Here is a 19,991-nt window from a genome sequence, read left to right as displayed (position 1 = left end):
GGTCTGGTGCGTGCGGTTGCAAGGCGACCGACGACAACGCGGCAGATGTGCGTGCCAGACCCCGCTCACCCGGGATGATCCGAAAGACAGGGCCTGGGACGTATGACGGAAGGCAGGGGAGCGTGGCCGGATCGACCACCGCCGAGCGCGGTGAACGCCAGCAGGAGTCGTCCGGCCCGCCGCCTCTCCTGCGGTCGAGGCGGGCCCGGCTTCGCGCGATCGTCATCCTGGGTCTCGTCCTGGTGTTCCTCGGCATTCCGACGGTGTGGCTGTTCTACGGTTCCGACTGGCTGCGCGCCGAGCAGGTCTCCGTGTCGGGGACACGGGTCCTGACGCCGGCTCAGGTCGAGGCGGCCGCCGACGTCCCCCTCGGGAAACCGCTGATTTCCGTCGACATCGATGCGATCGAGACGCGACTGCGTCAGAAATTGCCCCGAATTGACTCGGTTGACGTGGCCCGTTCCTGGCCCACTGGAATCGACCTGAAAGTGGTCGAGCGGACTCCGGTTCTGATTGTGCAAAAGGGCGGAAAGTTCGTCGAAGTGGACGATGAGGGTGTCCGTTTCGCCACGGTTTCCAAGGCGCCGAAAGGCGTGCCCGCACTGGAATTGACGCTCTCCCGGTCCAGCTCCGCCGCCGCCAGCCTGCGCCGCTTCGGCGAGTCCCGGCTGGTGCGCGAGGCGGTCGGCGTCGCCCGTGCCGTCCCGGCCGCCGTCGCACGCGACACACGAACCGTCAAGGTCCGTTCCTACGACGACATCTCGCTGGAGTTGCGGGACGGCCGTACGGTCGTCTGGGGGAGCAGCGAGCAGGGTGCCGCGAAGGCCCGTACGCTCACCGCCCTGATGAAAGCCTCGCCCGGTGCGCGGTACTTCGACGTGAGTGTTCCCACCGCGCCTGCGTCATCAGGGAGTTGACGCACATCCGCGCAGGCCAGCACCCTGGTTGGGCAGTGCTACGGCTGATCACATAGGGTGAAAAGAAAAACGGGAGGTTCGGCGTGTTCGTTGAACGTGCGCCACTTGTCGACTTAGTGTCCTGTTCAGAAGACTCCAAGGAACAGACACACTGGTAACCCTAAACTTCAAGGTTAGGGTTCGGGTCGGCGATACGGACCGTCCCATTCGGCATCAGTCGTCGGGTCGCGGGGCGCAGCGCGCCACGGTGATTCGGCGACACGTAACTCGAGGCGAGAGGCCTTCGACGTGGCAGCACCGCAGAACTACCTCGCAGTCATCAAAGTCATCGGTGTCGGCGGCGGTGGTGTCAATGCCATCAACCGGATGATCGAGGTCGGTCTCAAGGGCGTCGAGTTCATCGCCATCAACACCGACGCGCAAGCTCTGTTGATGAGCGACGCCGACGTCAAGCTGGACGTCGGCCGTGAACTCACCCGCGGACTCGGCGCCGGAGCCAACCCGGCCGTGGGCCGCAAGGCCGCCGAGGACCACCGCGAGGAGATCGAGGAGGTCCTCAAGGGGGCCGACATGGTCTTCGTGACAGCCGGTGAAGGCGGCGGCACCGGCACCGGCGGCGCACCCGTCGTGGCCAACATCGCCCGCTCGCTCGGTGCCCTCACCATCGGTGTGGTGACGCGCCCGTTCACCTTCGAGGGACGGCGCCGCGCGAACCAGGCGGAGGACGGCATCGCCGAGCTCCGCGAAGAGGTCGACACCCTGATCGTCATCCCGAACGACCGGCTGCTGTCCATCTCGGACCGCCAGGTCTCGGTGCTGGACGCCTTCAAGTCGGCCGACCAGGTCCTGCTCTCCGGTGTCCAGGGCATCACCGACCTCATCACCACCCCGGGCCTCATCAACCTCGACTTCGCCGACGTCAAGTCGGTCATGTCCGAGGCAGGCTCGGCCCTGATGGGCATCGGCTCGGCCCGCGGCGACGACCGCGCGGTGGCCGCCGCCGAGATGGCGATCTCCTCGCCGCTGCTGGAGGCGTCCATCGACGGCGCCCGCGGTGTGCTGCTCTCCATCTCCGGTGGCTCGGACCTCGGTCTGTTCGAGATCAACGAGGCCGCCCAGCTGGTGAGCGAGGCCGCCCACCCCGAGGCCAACATCATCTTCGGTGCGGTGATCGACGACGCCCTGGGCGACGAGGTCCGGGTCACCGTGATCGCGGCCGGCTTCGACGGTGGCCAGCCGCCCTCCAAGCGGGACAACGTCCTCGGCTCGTCCTCGGTCAAGCGCGAGGAGCCGGCCCCGGCACGGCAGACCGAGTCACGCCCGTCCTTCGGTTCGCTCGGCAGCGTGACCCCGAAGGAGGACCCGGAGCCCGCTCCGGAGCCGGTCAACGACATCCCGGTCGCCCCGCCGGTCCCGCCGGCGCCGCGGACCTACTCGGACAGCGCGGCCGAGGAACTGGACGTACCGGACTTCCTCAAGTGATCCTTCTGACGTGATAGCACAGCGCGAAAGCGTGAGCGGCGCCCACTTCGCCTTCACCGACCGGTGGGGCGGGGTGAGCGCCGCTCCGTATGAAGAGCTCAATCTCGGCGGGGCGGTCGGTGACGACCCCGACGCCGTACGCACCAACCGCCAACTGGCCGCCAAGTCCCTGGGCGTCGAGCCGGACCGGATGGTCTGGATGAACCAGGTGCACGGGGCCGACGTGGCGGTGGTGGACGGGCCGTGGGGATCTTCGACCGATATTCCGTCGGTCGACGCGATCGTCACGACGCGGCGCGGGCTCGCCCTCGCGGTGCTCACCGCCGACTGCGTGCCGGTGCTGCTCGCCGACCCCGTCGCCGGGATCGCCGCCGCGGCCCACGCGGGCCGCCCCGGCATGATCGCCGGAGTCGTCCCGGCCGCGCTACGCGCGATGACGGACCTGGGCGCCGAGCCCTCCCGGATCGTCGCCCGCACCGGACCCACCGTCTGCGGCCGGTGTTACGAAGTGCCCGAGGCGATGCGCGCCGAGGTGTCCGCCATCGAGCCGGCGGCGTACGCCGAGACGAGTTGGGGCACACCGGCGGTCGACGTGAGCGCCGGAGTGCACGCACAACTGGAACGGCTCGGGGTGTGTGACCGGGCGCAGTCGCCGGTGTGCACGCTGGAGTCGGACGATCACTTCTCGTACCGCCGCGACCGCACCACCGGTCGGCTCGCGGGTTATGTGTGGCTGGACTGATGGGCATGACGGACCGCAAGGACGAACTCGCCGCGAATCTGGCGAAGGTGGAACGGCGCGTCGCCGATGCGTGCGCGGCCGCCGGGCGGGGGCGCGAAGAGGTGACCCTGATCGTGGTCACCAAGACCTATCCCGCGACCGATGTGCGGATCCTCTCGGAACTCGGTGTGCGGCACGTCGCCGAGAACCGCGACCAGGATGCGGCACCGAAGGCCGCCGATTGCTCGGATCTGCCCCTTACTTGGCATTTTGTCGGTCAACTTCAGACCAACAAGGTGCGATCCGTGGTCGGTTACGCGGACTTCGTGCAGTCCGTCGATCGTTCCAAGCTCGTCACAGCTCTGTCGAAGGAGGCCGTCCGCGCCGGACGCGAGCTCGGGTGTCTCATCCAGGTCGCACTCGACGCCGGCGAGAGCGCGCGGGGCGAGCGGGGAGGCGTGGCGCCCGCGGGAATCGAAGAGTTGGCCGACCGCGTCGCCGAGGCACCGGGACTGCGGCTCGCCGGACTGATGACCGTCGCGCCGCTCACCGGGGAGTACGCGGGACGCGAACAGGCGGCGTTCGGGCGGTTGATGGATTTGTCGACCGACCTGCGCCGGAGTCATCCGGCTGCCACCATGGTCTCGGCAGGGATGAGTGCGGACCTCGAACAGGCCGTGGCGGCCGGAGCGACACATGTGCGCGTCGGTAGCGCGGTACTCGGAGTCCGCCCCAGGCTCGGGTAACGTCGCCAGGAAGTCGGACCACAGCAGAAAATATGGTCATTGCCGCCGATAGGCGGATTCAAGGACCTCGTGGATCGCGGGCACTTGGCAGTCGTCAGCCGATCCACCACAGAGCGGAGGACTCAGAGCATGGCCGGCGCGATGCGCAAGATGGCGGTCTACCTCGGCCTCGTGGAGGACGATGGGTACGACGGCCGCGGATTCGACCCCGACGACGACTTCGAACCCGAACTGGACCCGGAGCCCGAGCGGGACCACCGACGGCACGAGCCGTCCCACCAGCCGCACGGCTCACATCAGCCCCAAAGGGACGAAGAGGTACGAGTCGTACAGCCGTCCGCACCTCGTGAACCGGCCGCCCGTTCCGCTTCGCTACCCGCGGAATCCGGCCGCCCGGCGCGCATCGCGCCCGTGGCATCCATCACACAAGAACGCGCAAGTCTGGAGAAGAACGCACCGGTGATCATGCCCAAGGTCGTGTCCGAACGAGAGCCTTACCGGATCACCACGCTCCACCCACGGACCTACAACGAGGCCCGTACCATCGGGGAACACTTCCGTGAGGGCACCCCGGTGATCATGAATCTGACTGAGATGGATGACACAGATGCGAAGCGACTTGTCGACTTTGCGGCCGGTTTGGTGTTTGGTCTTCACGGCAGTATCGAGCGGGTGACGCAGAAGGTGTTCCTGTTGTCGCCTGCTAACGTCGATGTCACGGCGGAGGACAAGGCCCGCATCGCAGAGGGCGGGTTCTTCAACCAGAGCTGAGACGTAACACCGGAAGCAGCAGTAACAGCAGGGCACAGGGGAGAGGGAAGCAAGAGGTCATGAGCGTGGTACTGGATGTCGTCTACATCGCGCTGATGTGCTTCCTCATCGTGCTCATCTTCCGGTTGGTCATGGACTACGTCTTCCAGTTCGCCCGCTCATGGCAACCAGGCAAGGCGATGGTGGTCGTTCTGGAGGCCACCTACACTGTCACGGATCCACCGCTCAAGCTTCTGCGGCGGTTCATTCCGCCGCTGCGTCTCGGGGGCGTGGCGCTCGACCTGTCCTTCTTCGTGCTGATGATCATCGTCTACATCCTGATCTCGATCGTGAGCCGGCTGTGAGCGATGTGAACTACGGTCTTGCCGAATGCCGACGACTACGTTGAGGTGAAGAGATGCCGTTGACCCCCGAGGACGTGCGGAACAAGCAGTTCACGACCGTCCGCCTCCGAGAAGGCTATGACGAGGACGAGGTCGATGCCTTCCTCGACGAGGTCGAAGCCGAACTGACCCGATTGCTCCGCGAGAACGAGGACCTGCGCGCCAAGCTGGCCGCGGCGACGCGTGCTGCTGCCCAGAACCAGCAGAACATGCGCAAGCCTCCGGAGCAGCAGGATCAGCAGCAGCAGCAGCAGCAGCAGCAACAACAGCAGCAACAGCAGCAGCAGGGCATGCGCGGTCCTGGTGGTCCCGTACCCGCCGGCATATCGGGCCCGCCGCAGCAGCAGATGGGTGGCCCCATGGGTGGTCCGCCCCAGCTGCCGAGCGGTGCCCCGCAGCTGCCCGCCGGTCCCGGCGGTCAGGGTGGCCCGCAGGGTCCCGGCCCGATGGGCCAGGGTCCGGGCGGTCCCGGCCCGATGGGTCAGCCCCCTATGCAGCAGCAGATGGGTGGTCCGATGGGCGGCCCCATGGGCGGTCCGATGGGCGGCCCCGGTCAAGGAGGCCCCGGTGGCGACAGCGCCGCCCGTGTCCTCTCGCTGGCCCAGCAGACCGCCGACCAGGCGATCGCCGAGGCCCGTTCCGAAGCCAACAAGATCGTCGGCGAGGCGCGTTCGCGTGCCGAGGGTCTGGAGCGTGACGCCCGTGCCAAGGCCGATGCCCTGGAGCGGGACGCGCAGGAGAAGCACCGCGTCGCGATGGGCTCCCTGGAGTCCGCCCGCGCCACGCTGGAGCGCAAGGTCGAGGACCTGCGCGGCTTCGAACGCGAGTACCGCACGCGCCTGAAGTCGTACCTGGAGTCGCAGCTGCGTCAGCTGGAGACCCAGGCCGACGACTCGCTGGCCCCGCCGCGTACTCCGGCGGCCGCCTCCCTCCCGCCGTCCCCGGCGCCTTCCATGGCACCGGCCGGCGCGAGTGCCCCGTCGTACGGCGGTGGCAACCAGGCGATGGGCGGCGGCCCCTCGCAGTCCGGTCCGTCCTACGGCGGTCAGCAGCAGATGTCCCCGGCGATGACCCAGCCGATGGCGCCGGTGCGTCCGCAGGGCCCGTCGCCAATGGGTCAGGCGCCCTCGCCCATGCGGGGCTTCCTGATCGACGAGGATGACAACTGACGGCCTGATGGCCAGTAGTACGGCGTGGACGTCGGCAGCGTTCAGGGCGGGGCCCCGGGTTGAACCCGGGGCCCCGCCCTTTTGCCGCACGCGTTCGTGCGCACAGCAACCGCGTTCGTGCGTACGCAACCGTGTTCGTGCGTACGCAACGCCGAAGGCCCGGACCCACCAAGATCTTTGGCGGGTCCGGGCCTTCGGTCTGTGGTTACGCCCTGTGGGTTACGCCTTGCGCAGGCGGAACGTCAGCGCCAGGCCCTCGTCCGTGAACGGGCTCCCGTAGCTGTCGTCCGCGTCGCCCTGGGCGAAGTCCGTCGCCAGGACCTCGTCGGCGATCAGGCCGGCGTGGTCGGTGAGGGCCGCGACCGTCGCCGGGTCCGTGGCCGTCCAGCGCAGTGCGATGCGGTCGGCCACGTCGAGGCCGCTGTTCTTGCGGGCCTCCTGGATCAGTCGGATCGCGTCACGGGCCAGGCCCGCACGGCGGAGCTCCTCCGTGATCTCCAGGTCCAGGGCGACCGTCGCACCCGCGTCGGACGCCACCGACCAGCCCTCGCGCGGCGTCTCCGTGATGATCACCTCATCGGGAGCGAGCGCGATGGTCTCGCCGTCGACCTCCACCGACGCCGTGCCCTCGCGCAGGGCCAGGGACAGCGCGGCCGCGTCAGCGTTCGCGACGGCCTTGGCGACGTCCTGGACGCGCTTGCCGAACCGCTTGCCCAGCGCGCGGAAGTTGGCCTTCGCGGTGGTGTCGACCAGGGAGCCGCCGACCTCGCTCAGCGTCGCCAGGGACTCGACGTTCAGCTCCTCCGTGATCTGCGTGCGCAGTTCGGAGTCCAGCGCGTCGAAGCCCGTCGCCGCGATCAGGGCGCGGGACAGCGGCTGACGGGTCTTGACGCCCGACTCCGCGCGCGTGGCACGGCCCAGCTCCACCAGTCGGCGCACCAGGACCATCTGCTTCGACAGCTCCGGGTCGATGGCGGTGAGGTCCGCCTCCGGCCAGGTCGACAGGTGGACCGACTCCAGGGCACCCGGGGTGACCGGAACGATCAGGTCCTGCCACACCCGCTCGGTGATGAACGGGGTCAGCGGGGCCATCAGCTGCGTCACCGTCTCGACGACCTCGTGCAGCGTGCGCAGCGCCGCCTTGTCGCCCTGCCAGAAGCGGCGGCGGGAGCGGCGCACGTACCAGTTCGACAGGTCGTCGACGAACGCGGACAGCAGCTTGCCGGCGCGCTGGGTGTCGTAGGCGTCGAGGGCCTGGGTGACCTGGTCGGTGAGCGCGTGCAGTTCGGACAGCAGCCAGCGGTCCAGGACCGGGCGGTCGGCCGGGGCCGGGTCGGCCTCGGACGGGGCCCAGCCGGACGTACGGGCATACAGGGCCTGGAAGGCGACCGTGTTCCAGTACGTCAGGAGCGTCTTGCGGACGACCTCCTGGATGGTGCCGTGGCCCACGCGGCGGGCCGCCCAGGGGGAGCCGCCGGCCGCCATGAACCAGCGGACCGCGTCCGCGCCGTGCCGGTCCATGAGCGGGATCGGCTCCAGGGTGTTGCCCAGGTGCTTGGACATCTTGCGGCCGTCCTCGGCGAGGATGTGGCCCAGGCAGACCACGTTCTCGTACGACGACTTGTCGAAGACCAGGGTGCCGACCGCCATCAGCGTGTAGAACCAGCCGCGGGTCTGGTCGATGGCCTCGCAGATGAACTGCGCCGGGTAACGGGCCTCGAAGATCTCCTTGTTCTTGTACGGGTAGCCCCACTGCGCGAACGGCATCGAACCCGAGTCGTACCAGGCGTCGATGACCTCGGGCACGCGCGTGGTCGGCTTTCCGCAGCCGTCCTGCGGGCAGGCGAAGGTGACCTCGTCGATGAACGGGCGGTGCGGGTCCAGGCCCGACTGGTCGGTGCCGGTCAGCTCGGTCAGCTCGGTGCGGGAGCCGACGCAGGTGAGGTGGTCGTCCTCGCAGTGCCAGATCGGCAGCGGGGTGCCCCAGTAGCGGTTGCGGGACAGCGCCCAGTCGATGTTGTTGTTCAGCCAGTCGCCGTACCGGCCGTTCTTGACCGTGTCCGGGAACCAGTTGGTGTTCTCGTTCTCCGCGAGGAGGCGGTCCTTGATCGCCGTGGTGCGGATGTACCAGGAGGGCTGGGCGTAGTAGAGGAGCGCGGTGTGGCAGCGCCAGCAGTGCGGGTAGCTGTGCTCGTACGGGATGTGCTTGAAGAGCAGGCCGCGCTGCTGGAGGTCCTCGGTGAGCTTCTCGTCCGCCTTCTTGAAGAAGACGCCGCCGATGAGGGGGACGTCCTCCTCGAAGGTGCCGTCCGGGCGGACCGGGTTCACGACCGGCAGGCCGTACGCGCGGCAGACCTTGAGGTCGTCCTCACCGAAGGCGGGGGACTGGTGGACCAGACCCGTACCGTCCTCGGTCGTGACGTACTCGGCGTTCACTACGTAGTGCGTGCCGCCCTCGGTCTCCGGGAAGTCGACGAGCTCGAACGGGCGCTGGTACGCCCAGCGTTCCATCTCGGCGCCCGTGAAGGTCCGGCCGGTGGTCTCCCAGCCCTCGCCGAGGGCCTTGGCGACGAGCGGCTCGGCAACGACCAGCTTCTCCTCGCCGTCGGTCGCGACGACGTAGGTCACCTCGGGGTGCGCGGCGACCGCCGTGTTGGAGACCAGCGTCCAGGGCGTGGTCGTCCACACCAGGAGCGCGGCCTCGCCGGCCAGCGGGCCGGAGGTGAGCGGGAAGCGGACGAAGACCGACGGGTCGACGACAGTCTCGTAGCCCTGCGCCAGCTCGTGGTCCGACAGGCCCGTGCCGCAGCGGGGGCACCAGGGGGCGACGCGGTGGTCCTGGACCAGCAGGCCCTTGTTGAAGATCTCCTTGAGCGACCACCAGACCGACTCGATGTACTCGGGGTCCATGGTGCGGTAGGGCTCGGTGAGGTCGGTCCAATAGCCCATGCGGGTCGTGAGCTCTTCGAAGGCGTCCGTGTGCCGGGTCACCGACTCGCGGCACTTCGCGTTGAACTCGGCGATGCCGTACGCCTCGATGTCCTGCTTGCCGGAGAAGCCGAGCTCCTTCTCCACGGCGAGCTCCACCGGGAGGCCGTGGCAGTCCCAGCCGGCCTTGCGGGCGACGTGGTAGCCGCGCATGGTGCGAAAGCGGGGGAAGACGTCCTTGAAGACGCGCGCCTCGATGTGGTGGGCGCCGGGCATGCCGTTGGCGGTGGGCGGGCCCTCGTAGAACACCCACTCGGGGCGGCCCTCGGACTGCTCCAGGCTCTTGGCGAAGATCTTCTGCTCGCGCCAGAAGTCGAGCACGGCGTGCTCGAGGGCGGGCAGGTCGACCTGGGCGGGCACCTGGCGGTACGTCGGCGTTGTCATCAGCGGGCTTCCTCCGGCGGACTTGCTGCCTTCCGTCCGGAGGGACGAGAGCTACGTCTGCCTGCGCCGCCTTCGGCGCGCTCCCGCGGTACCACCCTCCTTGGCCCTCCGGTGCGGGGTGTGCGCCGGTGAGCCCCCTCATTGGGGTCGCGATGCCGGTTCTACTGGCCACGGCGCTCGGCTGCGGTTTTCTTCCGGCGGCTCCGGGGTGATCTTCACGTCGCGCTCGCCCCCGGGCTTCCACCGTCCCCGGGTCGCTCTGGGCTGCGTACGCCGCTACTCGTCCCCATCCACGCTTTTCGCTCCGCCCAGTGTACGGCGCCGCGCGGACAGCGGCCGACCGCTTTTCCGGGGCGCTCGGGGACGGGGAGACGTCAGGGACGCCATTGTGGGTGACGTATGGGTTTGATGACCCGAATAGCGAGGTATAGGTGTTCGGATCCTGGGACGTCCGGCTCGGCGGATTACCGGGCGGGGAGCTGGGCACAACGGATGCAGGTTCGCCGCGCGGCGTGCGCGAGGCGGGCGAATCGGGCGGTGTGCCCCGTTGCCGCGGGACTCAAGTCGATTTATCGTCCCAGCACGATTCGCGAGCAAGATCACAATATGTGAAGGGGCCGCGGCCATGGTGGCGAAGAAGACCGCCGTACAGCAGCCGGCGTCCGGCAGGTCCGCGGAGGCCTCCGGCGGTGCGGCCAAGGACGTGGGCGGGAAGAAGACCACGCAGGGGGGCTCGGCGGGGCGGGCGGCGAAGGGGGCGGCCGGGAAGGCGACCGAGGGGACGAAGGCGGCCGTCAAGAAGACGAGGGCGGCTGTCAGGAAGGTGACGGCCAACAAGGCCGTGGCCGAGAAAGCGGTGGCCAAGGCCGAGAAAGTCGTGGCCAAGAAAGTGGTGACCAAGTCGGCCGCGGCCGAGGATCCGGCTAAGAAGGGATCAGGCAAGGATCCGGCTAAGAAGGGGGCAGCCGGGAAGACGGCGGCCAAGAAGGGGGCGGCGGGAAAGGCTCCGGCCAAGAAGGCGGCGGTCGAGGAGACGGCAGCCAAGAAGGCCACGGCCGGGAAAGCCTCGGCGAAGAAGGCGGCGGCCAGAGAGTCGGCAGCCGACAAGGTGGCGGCCAGAGAGACGGGGGCCAAGGAGACGGCGGTCAAGGAGACGGCAGCCAAGAAGGCCGCGGCCGAGAAAGCCCCGGCCAAGAAGGCGGCTGCCAAGAAGGCCCCGGCTGAGAAGACGGCAGCCAAGGAGACGGCAGCCAAGAGGGCGGCTGCCAAGGAGGCGGCGGAAAAGAAGACGGCGGAAAAGAAGGCCGCTGTCAGAAGGGCGAAGGCTGCCAAGGGCGGCGTCGCGAAGAAGGGCGTCGAAGCCGAGGGCGTTCGCGCCGGAGGCGAGAGCACCACCACGAAGGGCGCGGTCGGGAAGGGCGCTGCCCGGACCGGCGCGGTCACACAGGACACGGCCGGGAGCAGCACGGCCAAGAAGGCGGGTGCGGCCGAGGCCGCCCAGCAGACGGGAGCGACGACGGTGGGTGCGAAGAAGACTCCTGGCACGGCAACGGCGGCCAAGACCGCTGTTCCGAAGGCACGGGCGGCCGCGGCGGAGCCAGGTGAGCTCGCGGTACGCCCGGGCGAGGACCCCTGGACGGAGGCGGAGGTCGAGGAGGCGCGTGCCGAGCTGACGTCCGAGGAGACCCGGCTGCGTGAGGAGCTCGAGTCGTCGGAGCGGTCGCTCGCCGGTCTGATGCGGGACTCCGGGGACGGCGCCGGCCACGACGAGGCGGACACCGGCAGCAAGAACATCACGCGCGAGCACGAGCTGGCGCTGGCCGCCAACGCGCGCGAGATGCTCGTCCAGACCGAGCGAGCCCTCGAACGCCTCGACGCAGGTACCTACGGCCTGTGCGAGAACTGCGGCAACCCCATCGGCAAGGCCCGCATGCAGGCCTTCCCGCGGGCCACCCTGTGCGTGGAGTGCAAGCAGAAGCAGGAGCGCCGGTACTGACCGGCCGCCGAATGCCTCCTGAGCACGTGGGACGCCCGGGGTGTGCCGTACCCTCGTCCTCAGTCAGGCACCTAGGTTGAGGGACTCACGTGGCAGAGGCGGAGCGCATCATCGGTACGCCGGACACACCGGACGCGGCCGGTAACGGGCGGGAGCGGCCCGGCGAGGGCGCGGCGCCGGGCGAGCGCGCCGACTCCGAGGGCACCCGGGCCCCGGTCGGCGGGTCCGGCTCCGACGAGGCGGCGGCCACCGGGGCGTCCGGCACGGACGAGCCGGCGGCGGCCGGGCGGACCCGGGGCAGGCGCCGGATCGCGGTCCTGTTCGCGGTCGCCACGTTCGCGTACGCCCTCGACCTGATCAGCAAGATGATCGTGGTGGCCAAGCTGGAGCACCACCCGCCCATCGAGATCATCGGGGACTGGCTGAAGTTCGAGGCGATCCGCAACGCGGGCGCGGCCTTCGGCTTCGGCGAGGCCTTCACGGTGATCTTCACCATGATCGCGGCGGCGGTGATCGTGGTGATCGCCCGGCTCGCCCGCAAGCTCTACAGCCTGCCCTGGGCGATCGCGCTCGGCCTGCTGCTCGGCGGTGCGCTGGGCAACCTCACCGACCGGATCTTCCGGGCGCCGGGCGTCTTCGAGGGCGCGGTCGTGGACTTCATCGCACCCAAGCACTTCGCCGTCTTCAACCTGGCCGACTCGGCGATCGTGTGCGGCGGCATCCTGATCGTGCTGCTGTCGTTCAAGGGGCTCGACCCTGACGGGACCGTCCACAAGGACTGAGCCCGCGAGGGGTTTGTCCACAGGCTCCGTACGGGGCTGTCTCACCCGTCCGGCATACTCGACGGGTGAGCACGATTCCCGAGATCCGTACCCTGCCCGTGCCCGACGGACTGGAGGGCGAGCGCGTCGACGCCGCCATCTCCCGCATGTTCGGCTTCTCCCGGACCAAGGCGGCCGAGCTCGCCGCCGCGGGGAAGGTCACGGTCGACGGATCGGTGGTCGGCAAGTCGGAGCGCGTGCACGGCGGCGCCTGGCTGGAGGTCGAGATGCCGCAGGCGCCCGCGCCGGTGCAGGTGGTGGCCGAGCCGGTCGAGGGCATGGAGATCGTGCACGACGACGATGACGTGGTCGTGATCGTCAAGCCGGTGGGCGTGGCCGCGCACCCGTCGCCGGGCTGGATGGGCCCGACCGTGATCGGGGGCCTGGCCGCCGCCGGGTACCGGATCTCGACCTCCGGGGCCGCGGAGCGCCAGGGCATCGTGCACCGGCTCGACGTCGGCACGTCCGGGCTGATGGTCGTCGCCAAGTCGGAGTACGCGTACACGTCGCTGAAGCGACAGTTCAAGGAGCGCACGGTCGACAAGCGGTACCACACGCTCGTCCAGGGCCACCCCGACCCCACCAGCGGCACCATCGACGCGCCCATCGGCCGGCACCCGCAGCACGACTACAAGTGGGCGGTCACGGCCGAGGGCAAGCCGTCCGTGACGCACTACGACCTCATCGAGGCCTTCCGCGCCGCGTCCCTGCTCGACGTGAAGCTGGAGACCGGCCGCACCCACCAGATCCGCGTCCACATGGCCGCCCACCGGCACCCCTGCGTCGGCGACCTGACGTACGGCGCCGACCCGACGCTCGCCAAGCGGCTCCATCTGACCCGCCAGTGGCTGCACGCGGTGCGGCTCGGCTTCGAGCACCCCGGGGATGGGCAGTGGGCGGAGTTCTCCTGCGAGTACCCGGAGGACCTCCAGAAGGCGTTGGACCAGGTCCGGGAGGAGACGTACGCATGAGCGGCGGGACGCCGGCGCCGTCGTACGTGGTGCGGGTCGCCGAGGACCCGGCCGACCGTGAGGCGTGCTTCGCGGTGCGCAAGGAGGTGTTCGTCGGCGAGCAGGGCGTGCCGGAGGACATCGAGTACGACGCGTACGACCCGGGCGCCGTCCATGTGCTGGCGGTCCGGGAGGACGGCGTGCCGCTCGGGACCGGGCGGCTGCTGCTCGGGGAGGCGGCCGTGGCGCAGACCGGAGCCGACTCCTCCGTGGGCTCCCTCGGCCGGCTCGCCGTGGCCGCCCACGCGCGCGGGCTCGGTGTCGGCGTCGCCCTGGTGCGAGCCATCGAGGACGCGGCACGCGCGCGTGGTCTCGCGGCCGTTGACCTGCACGCCCAGACGCACGCGCTGGGCTTCTACGAGCGGCTCGGCTACGAGGCGTACGGGCCGGAGTACTTGGAAGCGGGCATTGAGCACCAGGCGATGCGGCGTTCGCTTTAGCCCGTCATGAAGGGTGCCGAAACGGTTTGTCCTGAGAGTTGCGTGGCAGGCTTGAGGTCAGTCGTGTGAACGTTTGACCTTTCGGAGCGCTGACCGTGGATCAGTTGGCCCTGCTGTTCGTGCTGCTGCTCGGGGCCGTGATCAGCGTCCCGGTCGGGGACCGGTTCAGTGTGCCCGCGCCGGTGCTGATGACGCTCCTGGGCATAGTCCTCGCGCTGCTCGACTTCGTACCGAACATCCAGATCCCGCCGGACCTGATCCTGCCGCTGCTGTTGCCGCCGCTGCTGTACGCCGCGGTGCGGCGCACGTCCTGGCGGCAGTTCGCGGCGAACAAGAGGCCGATCTTCCTGCTGGCCGTGGCGCTGGTGTTCGTCACCATGGCCTGTGTGGCGGCCGCTGCCAACGCGATCGTGCCGGGGCTGCCGCTGGCCGCGGCGTTCGCGCTCGGCGCGCTGGTCGCGCCGCCGGACCCGGTCGCGGCGACCGCCGTCGCCGGGCAACTGGGGCTGCCGCGCCGGCTGGTGTCGATCCTGGAGGGCGAGGGGCTGTTCAACGACGTGACGGCCATCGTCCTCTACCACGTGGCGATCGCCGCCGCCGTCAGCGGGACGTTCTCACCCTGGGAGGCCGGGCTCGATCTGTTGCTGTCGGGCGTGGTGGCGGTGGCCGTGGGCCTCGCGCTGGGCTGGGGCGCGAACAAGCTGATGGAACTGCTCTCGGACGCGACCCTGCAGATCGGGCTGACCCTGCTGGTGCCGTACGCCTCGTACGTCATGGCCGAGGAACTGCACGGGTCGGGAGTGCTCGCCGTGCTGACCACCGCGCTGTTCCTCGCGGAGTACGGGGCCGACGCCGACGACGTCATGACGCGGCTGGCCGGGCACACGTTCTGGAACATCGTCGACACGCTCGTCACCGGCGTCGCGTTCGGGCTGGTCGGGCTGGAGCTGCACAACGCGATCCACACGGCGTCCGGCCGCTGGGGAGAGTTGCTCGGGTGGGCGGCGGTGGTCGTCTGCGTGGTCGTGTTCGTACGGCTGTTGTGGCTGCTGCCGGCGACCTGGCTGACGAAGCGGCTGCACGCGCGGCGGGACTACGACGAGGACATCCCGGTGAGCTGGCGCGAGACCGTGGTGATGTGGTGGTCGGGGATGCGCGGGGTGGCCTCGGTCGCGCTGGTGCTGGCCATTCCGCTTCAGACCGATGCGGGGGCGCCGTTCCCCAGCCGGGACGAGATCATCTTCATCGCGTTCGGGGTGATCATGGCGACGTTGGTGGTGCAGGGGCTGACGTTGCCGTGGCTGGTGCGGTCGCTGGGGGTGCGGGCCGACACGGATGTCGAGAAGGAGTTCGCGAAGGCGCTGGCGATCCGGGCGTCCAAGGCGGCGAAGCGCAGGCTCCGGGAGATCGAGGAAGTCGAGGAACTGCCGGAGGAGTTGTCCGAGCAGATGGTGCGGCGGGCGTTCGACATCGCGGTGCGGATCAGTCCCGAGGTGGCCGAGGACGAGCGGCGGGAGGCCTATCAGGAGCGGGCTCGGCGGCTGAAGCGGGTGCGGCGGATCCAGCAGGAGATGCTGAGCGCGGCGCGGCACGAGGTGCTGGCGGCGCGGAGCGAGCAGGGGGCGGACCCGGAGGTGGTGGACCGGGTGCTGCGGCACCTTGATGTGCGGTCCATGCGGTGAGCTCTTGGCTTTCCCTGCCTGCGGGCCCGTCCGGAGCTGCTTGCCTTTTTCGTCAGCGCTCCGGCCTCGTCGAGCCGTGGAAGCGGCGCTGCTGGGGCGGGACGCCGTCCTGGGACGGGCGGTGGCCGTTTTGGGACGGCGGCAGGATCGCGTCCGCCGTGTTGACCCGGGGCAGGGCGTAGGGGTGCTCGTCGGCCAGCCAGCGGACCATCTGCTCGCGGACGGTGACCCGCACGGTCCAGATGTCGTCCGCGTCCTTGGCGGTCACCAGGGCCCGCACCTGCATGGTGTTCGGGGTGGTGTCCGTGACGGACAGGTCGTAGGCACGGCCGTCCCAGGCCGGGCACTCGCGCAGGACGTCGCGGAGCTTCTCGCGCATCGCGTCCACGGGGGCCGTGTGGTCGACGTGCCAGAAGACGGTGCCGGTCATCTGCGGCGTGCCGCGCGACCAGTTCTCGAACGGCTTGGACGTGAAGTACGACACCGGCATGGTGATCCGCCGCTCGTCCCAGGTGCGCACGGTCAGGAACGTCAGCGTGATCTCCTCGACCGTGCCCCACTCGCCGTCCACGACGACGGTGTCCCCGATGCGCACCATGTCGCCGAAGGCGATCTGGAACCCGGCGAACATGTTGCTCAGCGTGGACTGCGCGGCGACACCGGCGACGATGCCGAGGATGCCGGCCGAGGCCAGTAGCGAGGCACCCGCCGCGCGGAACGCCGGGAACGTCAGCAGCATGCTCGCCGCCGCCACCACGCCGACGATCGCGGACACCACCCGCATGATCAGCGTCACCTGGGTGCGCACCCGGCGGACCCTGGCCGGGTCGCGGTGGGCCCGGGCGCTGGCGTACCGGCTGTACGACGTCTCGACGATCGCCGCCGCGATCCGGATGACCAGCCAGGCGGCCGACCCGATCAGCACAAGCGTCAGCGCCCGGCCGATGCCCTCGTCGCGGCTTTCCAGCAGTTGCGCCTCGTCGTACGACCCTCGCAGCAGGGCCGCACACAGCAGGAGCTGGTAGGGGATGCGGCCACGGCGGAGCAGCCCCCACAGCGGGGTCTCGTGGTGCCGTTCGTCGGCCTTGCGCAGCAGGAAGTCGGTGGCCCAGCCGATCACCAGCGTGAGCACGACCGAGCCACCGACCACGATCAGCGGTCGTAGCAGGTTCTCCATGCCCCGAACCTAACCGGCTCCCGGGGTGCATGAACATGTGAGTTCGGCGCGGTCGTGGGTAGTGCCGTGATCCGGCGTTGTCACACCCGGCTGGCACCATGGCCTCATGAACATCATGCTCTTTCACTCGACCCATGGGCTGCGGCCCGCGGTGCTCCAGGCCGCCGACCGGTTGCGCGCGGCCGGACACGAGGTGTGGACGCCCGACCTCTTCGAGGGACGCACGTTCGACACGGTCGAAGAGGGCATGGAGCACAAGGAGAAGATCGGCAAGGAGGAGCTGCTGAAGCGGGCCGTGCTGGCCGCCGCGCCCTACTCCGAGCGCGGTCTGGTGTACGCGGGGTTCTCGCTCGGCGCCTCCATCGCCCAGACCCTCGCCCTCGGCGACGACAAGGCGCGCGGGCTGCTGCTCCTGCACGGCACGTCGGACATCGCGCCGGGCGTCACGGCGGACGAGCTGCCGGTCCAGCTGCACGTGGCGGAGCCGGACCCGTTCGAGACGGACGACTGGCTGAGCGCCTGGTACCTCCAGATGGGCCGGACCGGCGCCGACGTCGAGGTGTACCGGTATGCCGGGGCCGGTCACCTCTACACAGATCCCGACCTGCCGGACTATGACGAGGAGGCCGCCGAGGCCACCTGGCGGGTGGCGCTCGGCTTCCTCGAGACCCTCCAGTAGGTCGCATGAGGTCTGTCCGGCCACGCCTTCGAGGTGACGGTGGTTACACCGGATCGTGGACGCGTTCGATCTTCTGCGTGCCGCTGCGCGTGCGGTACGAGCGGGCCCACGTGGCGGCGGCGTCGCGCTTCGTGCGGTCGGACAGGACGTAGTAGTCCATCTGCGCCCGCTCGGCCGTGATGTCCAGGACGCCGTAGCCGTGGCGGTCGGTGTCGACCCAGTGGACGTGCCGGTTGGCGGCGCGGATGACGGGTGCGGCGACCGCGGAGACCGTGCCCTGAGGGACCTTGACGATGTCGTCGAGGTTGTCGGAGGTGACCGAGGTGACGACGAACTCCGTGGCGGCCGACGGGGACAGCGGGTACGTACCGGCGTCCACCGGCACGTCGTTGGCCCAGGCCATGTGGATGTCGCCGGTGAGGAAGACCGTGTTGCGGATCGCGTTCGCGCGCAGGTGGGCGAGGAGTTCGCGGCGGTCGTCGGTGTAGCCGTCCCACTGGTCGGTGTTGAGGGCGAGGCCTTCCCGCGGCAGGCCCAGCAGCTTGGCCAGCGGCTTCAGCAGATCGGCGGAGAGCGAGCCGATGGCGAACGGCGAGACCATCACCGAGTTGCCGACCAGCCGCCAGGTGGTGTCGGACGCCTTCAGGCCCGCCTTCAGCCAGTCCAGTTGGGCGCGGCCGGTGAGCGTGCGGTCCGGGTCGTCGACCCCGCCGCCTCCGACCTCGACCTGCTGCGAGCGGAAGGAGCGCAGGTCCAGCAGCGAGAGGTCGGCAAGCTTGCCGAAGCGCAGCCGACGGTAGGTGGTGCCCGCGATCGCCGGGCGCACCGGCATCCACTCGAAGTAGGCCTGCTTGGCGGCGGCCTGACGGGCGGACCAGGTGCCCTCGGCGCCCTCCGTGTGGTTCTCCGCGCCGCCCGACCAGGCGTCGTTGGCGAACTCGTGGTCGTCCCAGATCGCCACGACCGGAGCCGCCGCGTGCAGTGCCTGGAGGTCGGGGTCGGTCTTGTAACGCGCGTGCCGGACGCGGTAGTCGGCGAGGGTGACGATCTCGTGGGCCGGGGCGTGCGGACGGACGACCGTCCCACGGGTGCCGTACTCGCCGGTGCCGTACTCGTAGACGTAGTCGCCGAGGTGCAGCCAGGCGTCCAGGTCGCCGCGGGCCGCGAGATGACGGTACGCGGAGAAGTAGCCGGCCTCCCAGTTGGCGCAGGAGACCACGCCGAAGCGCAGGCCCGTGACGGCAGCGTCGGCCGCCGGGGCGGTGCGGGTGCGGGCGGCGGGGGAGTCGGTGCCCCCGGCGGAGAAGCGGAACCAGTAGTCGGTGGCCGGTTCCAGGCCGCGGATGTCGGCCTTCACGGTGTGGTCGGAGGCGGCCGTCGCGGTGGTGGAGCCCTTGGCGACGACGCTTCCGAACGCCTTGTCCCTGGCGATGATCCAGCTCACCTCGGTGTCCGGGCCGAGTCCGGAGCCGGGTATCGCCTCCGGGGCCGGCGTCACGCGGGTCCAGAGCAGGACGCCGTCCGGCAGGGGGTCACCGGAGGCGACGCCGTGCAGGAAGGCGGGTGCCTGGTCGATGGCGCGGGCGGGCAGGGTCGCTGCCAGCGGCCCGGCCAGGACAGCGGTCGCCGCCGCGGCCTTGACGACCGTACGGCGGCGCGGGGTGAGGGAGTTGAGGTCCTCTGACGGCTTCGATGATCTGTATCGACTGGTCACGGACGATCAGGTTACTGATCGGTATGCAGCAGAGCGGGCGAACTCCCGAAGTTCGCCCGCTCTTCATGCGGTGACCGGTTACTGACCCGCCGTCACTTCTTGAGGGCCTCGCCCACCACGCGGTTGAAGTCGGCCACCGTCATCAGCGGCGTGCCCTGGTTGTCGGCCGTGAGCTGCTTGCCGTCCATGACGAAGCCCGGGGTGCCCTGCACGCCGTCCTTGTTGTCGTCGAAGGTCTTCGACATGGCCATCGCCCAGGCGTCGTAGGTGCCCTTCTCGACCGCGTCCTGGAACTTCTTGTTGTTCTTCAGCGCGGGGACGGTGTCGGCGACCTTGATGAGGTAGCTGTCCTTCTTGAACTCGTCGGTCGTCTCCTCGGGGTGGTACTTCGCCGAGTACAGCGCGGCCTTGTAGTCGAGGAACGCCTCGGGGCTGACGTTCAGCGCGGCACCGAGGGCGCTCAGCGCGTTCTTGGAGCCCTCGCCGTTGTCCTTGTTGTCGATGAAGGTGGCGCCGATGAACTGCATCTTGAACTTGCCGTCGTCGATGTCCTTCTTCACGGTCGGACCGACGGTCTGCTCGAACTGGGCGCACACGGGGCAGCGCGGGTCCTCGTAGATCTTCAGGGTCTTCTTGGCCGAGTCCTTGCCGATGACGACCGTGGTGCCCTTGGCGCCCGTGGTGTTGGCCGGGGCGACGACCTCGGCGTCCTTCTGGGCCTCCCAGTGCGTGGGCTTGTTGGCCTGGACGACCGCGTAGCCGATGCCGCCGGCTATCGCCAGGACGCCGACGATGGAGGCGGCGACGATGATCTGCCGCTTGGCCTTCGCCCTCTTGGCCTCGCGCTCGCGCTCGATGCGCAGCCGCTCACGGGCCGCCGTCTTCGCCGCCTGGCTGTTCCGCTTGCTCAT

At 69.6% G+C, this 19,991-nt stretch carries 17 protein-coding genes; 13 read left to right on the top strand and 4 right to left on the bottom strand.

The features are described 5' to 3' along the window. Window positions 1-122: 122 nt before the first annotated feature. The 7 genes from ACIBNA_RS26555 to ACIBNA_RS26525 all read left to right on the top strand — a co-directional run bounded on the left by ACIBNA_RS26555 (window position 123) and on the right by ACIBNA_RS26525 (window position 6,189). Window positions 123-917 (top strand): cell division protein FtsQ/DivIB, encoded by a 795-nt coding sequence (locus ACIBNA_RS26555; protein ID WP_399167624.1) that lies wholly within the window; start codon window positions 123-125, stop codon window positions 915-917. A gap of 288 nt (window positions 918-1,205) precedes the next feature. Then, window positions 1,206-2,399, top strand: coding sequence for a cell division protein FtsZ (ftsZ, locus tag ACIBNA_RS26550; protein WP_086602703.1), 1,194 nt, complete (start codon window positions 1,206-1,208; stop codon window positions 2,397-2,399). A gap of 10 nt (window positions 2,400-2,409) precedes the next feature. Then, entirely contained in the window at window positions 2,410-3,141 is a 732-nt protein-coding gene (gene pgeF / locus ACIBNA_RS26545; RefSeq protein ID WP_399167623.1) for a peptidoglycan editing factor PgeF, read from the top strand. Between the two features lie 5 nt (window positions 3,142-3,146). Continuing rightward, window positions 3,147-3,866 carry a YggS family pyridoxal phosphate-dependent enzyme gene (locus ACIBNA_RS26540; protein WP_399167622.1) on the top strand — a complete coding sequence of 240 codons (720 nt, stop codon included), beginning with the start codon at window positions 3,147-3,149 and terminating at the stop codon, window positions 3,864-3,866. A 129-nt stretch (window positions 3,867-3,995) separates the two neighbouring features. Further along, window positions 3,996-4,637, top strand: coding sequence for a cell division protein SepF (locus tag ACIBNA_RS26535; RefSeq protein ID WP_010039366.1), 642 nt, complete (start codon window positions 3,996-3,998; stop codon window positions 4,635-4,637). A gap of 59 nt (window positions 4,638-4,696) precedes the next feature. After that, the gene (locus ACIBNA_RS26530) at window positions 4,697-4,981 is read left to right on the top strand and encodes a YggT family protein (protein WP_007448661.1); all 285 of its coding nucleotides are present in this window, start codon (window positions 4,697-4,699) and stop codon (window positions 4,979-4,981) included. Window positions 4,982-5,034: 53 nt separating this feature from the next. Beyond that, complete coding sequence (locus tag ACIBNA_RS26525; RefSeq protein ID WP_399167621.1) at window positions 5,035-6,189, top strand: DivIVA domain-containing protein; 1,155 nt, start codon at window positions 5,035-5,037, stop codon at window positions 6,187-6,189. A 219-nt stretch (window positions 6,190-6,408) separates the two neighbouring features. On the opposite strand, the gene ileS is transcribed toward ACIBNA_RS26525, so the two are convergent. Further along, window positions 6,409-9,561: an isoleucine--tRNA ligase gene (gene ileS, locus ACIBNA_RS26520; protein ID WP_399167620.1), complete on the bottom strand. Its 3,153-nt coding sequence runs from the start codon at window positions 9,559-9,561 to the stop codon at window positions 6,409-6,411. A 625-nt stretch (window positions 9,562-10,186) separates the two neighbouring features. Between ileS and ACIBNA_RS26515 the strand changes: the two genes are divergently transcribed. The 5 genes from ACIBNA_RS26515 to ACIBNA_RS26495 all read left to right on the top strand — a co-directional run bounded on the left by ACIBNA_RS26515 (window position 10,187) and on the right by ACIBNA_RS26495 (window position 15,510). Then, a complete protein-coding gene (locus ACIBNA_RS26515; protein WP_399167619.1) occupies window positions 10,187-11,557 on the top strand; it encodes a TraR/DksA family transcriptional regulator in 1,371 nt (456 codons plus the stop codon). An 89-nt stretch (window positions 11,558-11,646) separates the two neighbouring features. After that, on the top strand, window positions 11,647-12,339 hold the full coding sequence (gene lspA / locus ACIBNA_RS26510; RefSeq protein WP_399167618.1) for a signal peptidase II: 693 nt from the start codon (window positions 11,647-11,649) through the stop codon (window positions 12,337-12,339). A gap of 65 nt (window positions 12,340-12,404) precedes the next feature. After that, window positions 12,405-13,349, top strand: a complete 945-nt coding sequence (locus ACIBNA_RS26505; protein ID WP_399167616.1) for an RluA family pseudouridine synthase — start codon at window positions 12,405-12,407, stop codon at window positions 13,347-13,349. Continuing rightward, on the top strand, window positions 13,346-13,828 hold the full coding sequence (locus ACIBNA_RS26500) for a GNAT family N-acetyltransferase (RefSeq protein WP_399167615.1): 483 nt from the start codon (window positions 13,346-13,348) through the stop codon (window positions 13,826-13,828). The genes ACIBNA_RS26505 and ACIBNA_RS26500 overlap by 4 nt, the downstream gene beginning before the upstream one ends. Window positions 13,829-13,923: 95 nt before the next feature. Continuing rightward, on the top strand, window positions 13,924-15,510 hold the full coding sequence (locus ACIBNA_RS26495; protein ID WP_399167614.1) for a Na+/H+ antiporter: 1,587 nt from the start codon (window positions 13,924-13,926) through the stop codon (window positions 15,508-15,510). Between the two features lie 52 nt (window positions 15,511-15,562). Here the strand turns inward: ACIBNA_RS26495 and ACIBNA_RS26490 are convergent, their stop codons facing one another. Next, window positions 15,563-16,687: a mechanosensitive ion channel family protein gene (locus ACIBNA_RS26490; RefSeq protein ID WP_399167612.1), complete on the bottom strand. Its 1,125-nt coding sequence runs from the start codon at window positions 16,685-16,687 to the stop codon at window positions 15,563-15,565. A 106-nt stretch (window positions 16,688-16,793) separates the two neighbouring features. On the opposite strand from ACIBNA_RS26490, the gene ACIBNA_RS26485 reads away from it, so the two are divergent. Next, window positions 16,794-17,366 (top strand): dienelactone hydrolase family protein, encoded by a 573-nt coding sequence (locus ACIBNA_RS26485; RefSeq protein WP_399167611.1) that lies wholly within the window; start codon window positions 16,794-16,796, stop codon window positions 17,364-17,366. A gap of 43 nt (window positions 17,367-17,409) precedes the next feature. On the opposite strand, the gene ACIBNA_RS26480 is transcribed toward ACIBNA_RS26485, so the two are convergent. Further along, window positions 17,410-19,080: an alkaline phosphatase D family protein gene (locus tag ACIBNA_RS26480; protein ID WP_399167610.1), complete on the bottom strand. Its 1,671-nt coding sequence runs from the start codon at window positions 19,078-19,080 to the stop codon at window positions 17,410-17,412. A gap of 92 nt (window positions 19,081-19,172) precedes the next feature. Continuing rightward, the gene (locus tag ACIBNA_RS26475) at window positions 19,173-19,991 is read right to left on the bottom strand and encodes a DsbA family protein (protein WP_399167609.1); all 819 of its coding nucleotides are present in this window, start codon (window positions 19,989-19,991) and stop codon (window positions 19,173-19,175) included.

The sequence above is a fragment of the Streptomyces sp. NPDC050164 genome, assembly GCF_044459945.1.
GTDB classification, from domain to species: Bacteria; Actinomycetota; Actinomycetes; order Streptomycetales; family Streptomycetaceae; genus Streptomyces; species Streptomyces coeruleorubidus_A.
The sequence above is the reverse complement of the archived record's forward strand: the minus strand, read 5'-3'. Positions and strand labels throughout refer to the sequence as shown.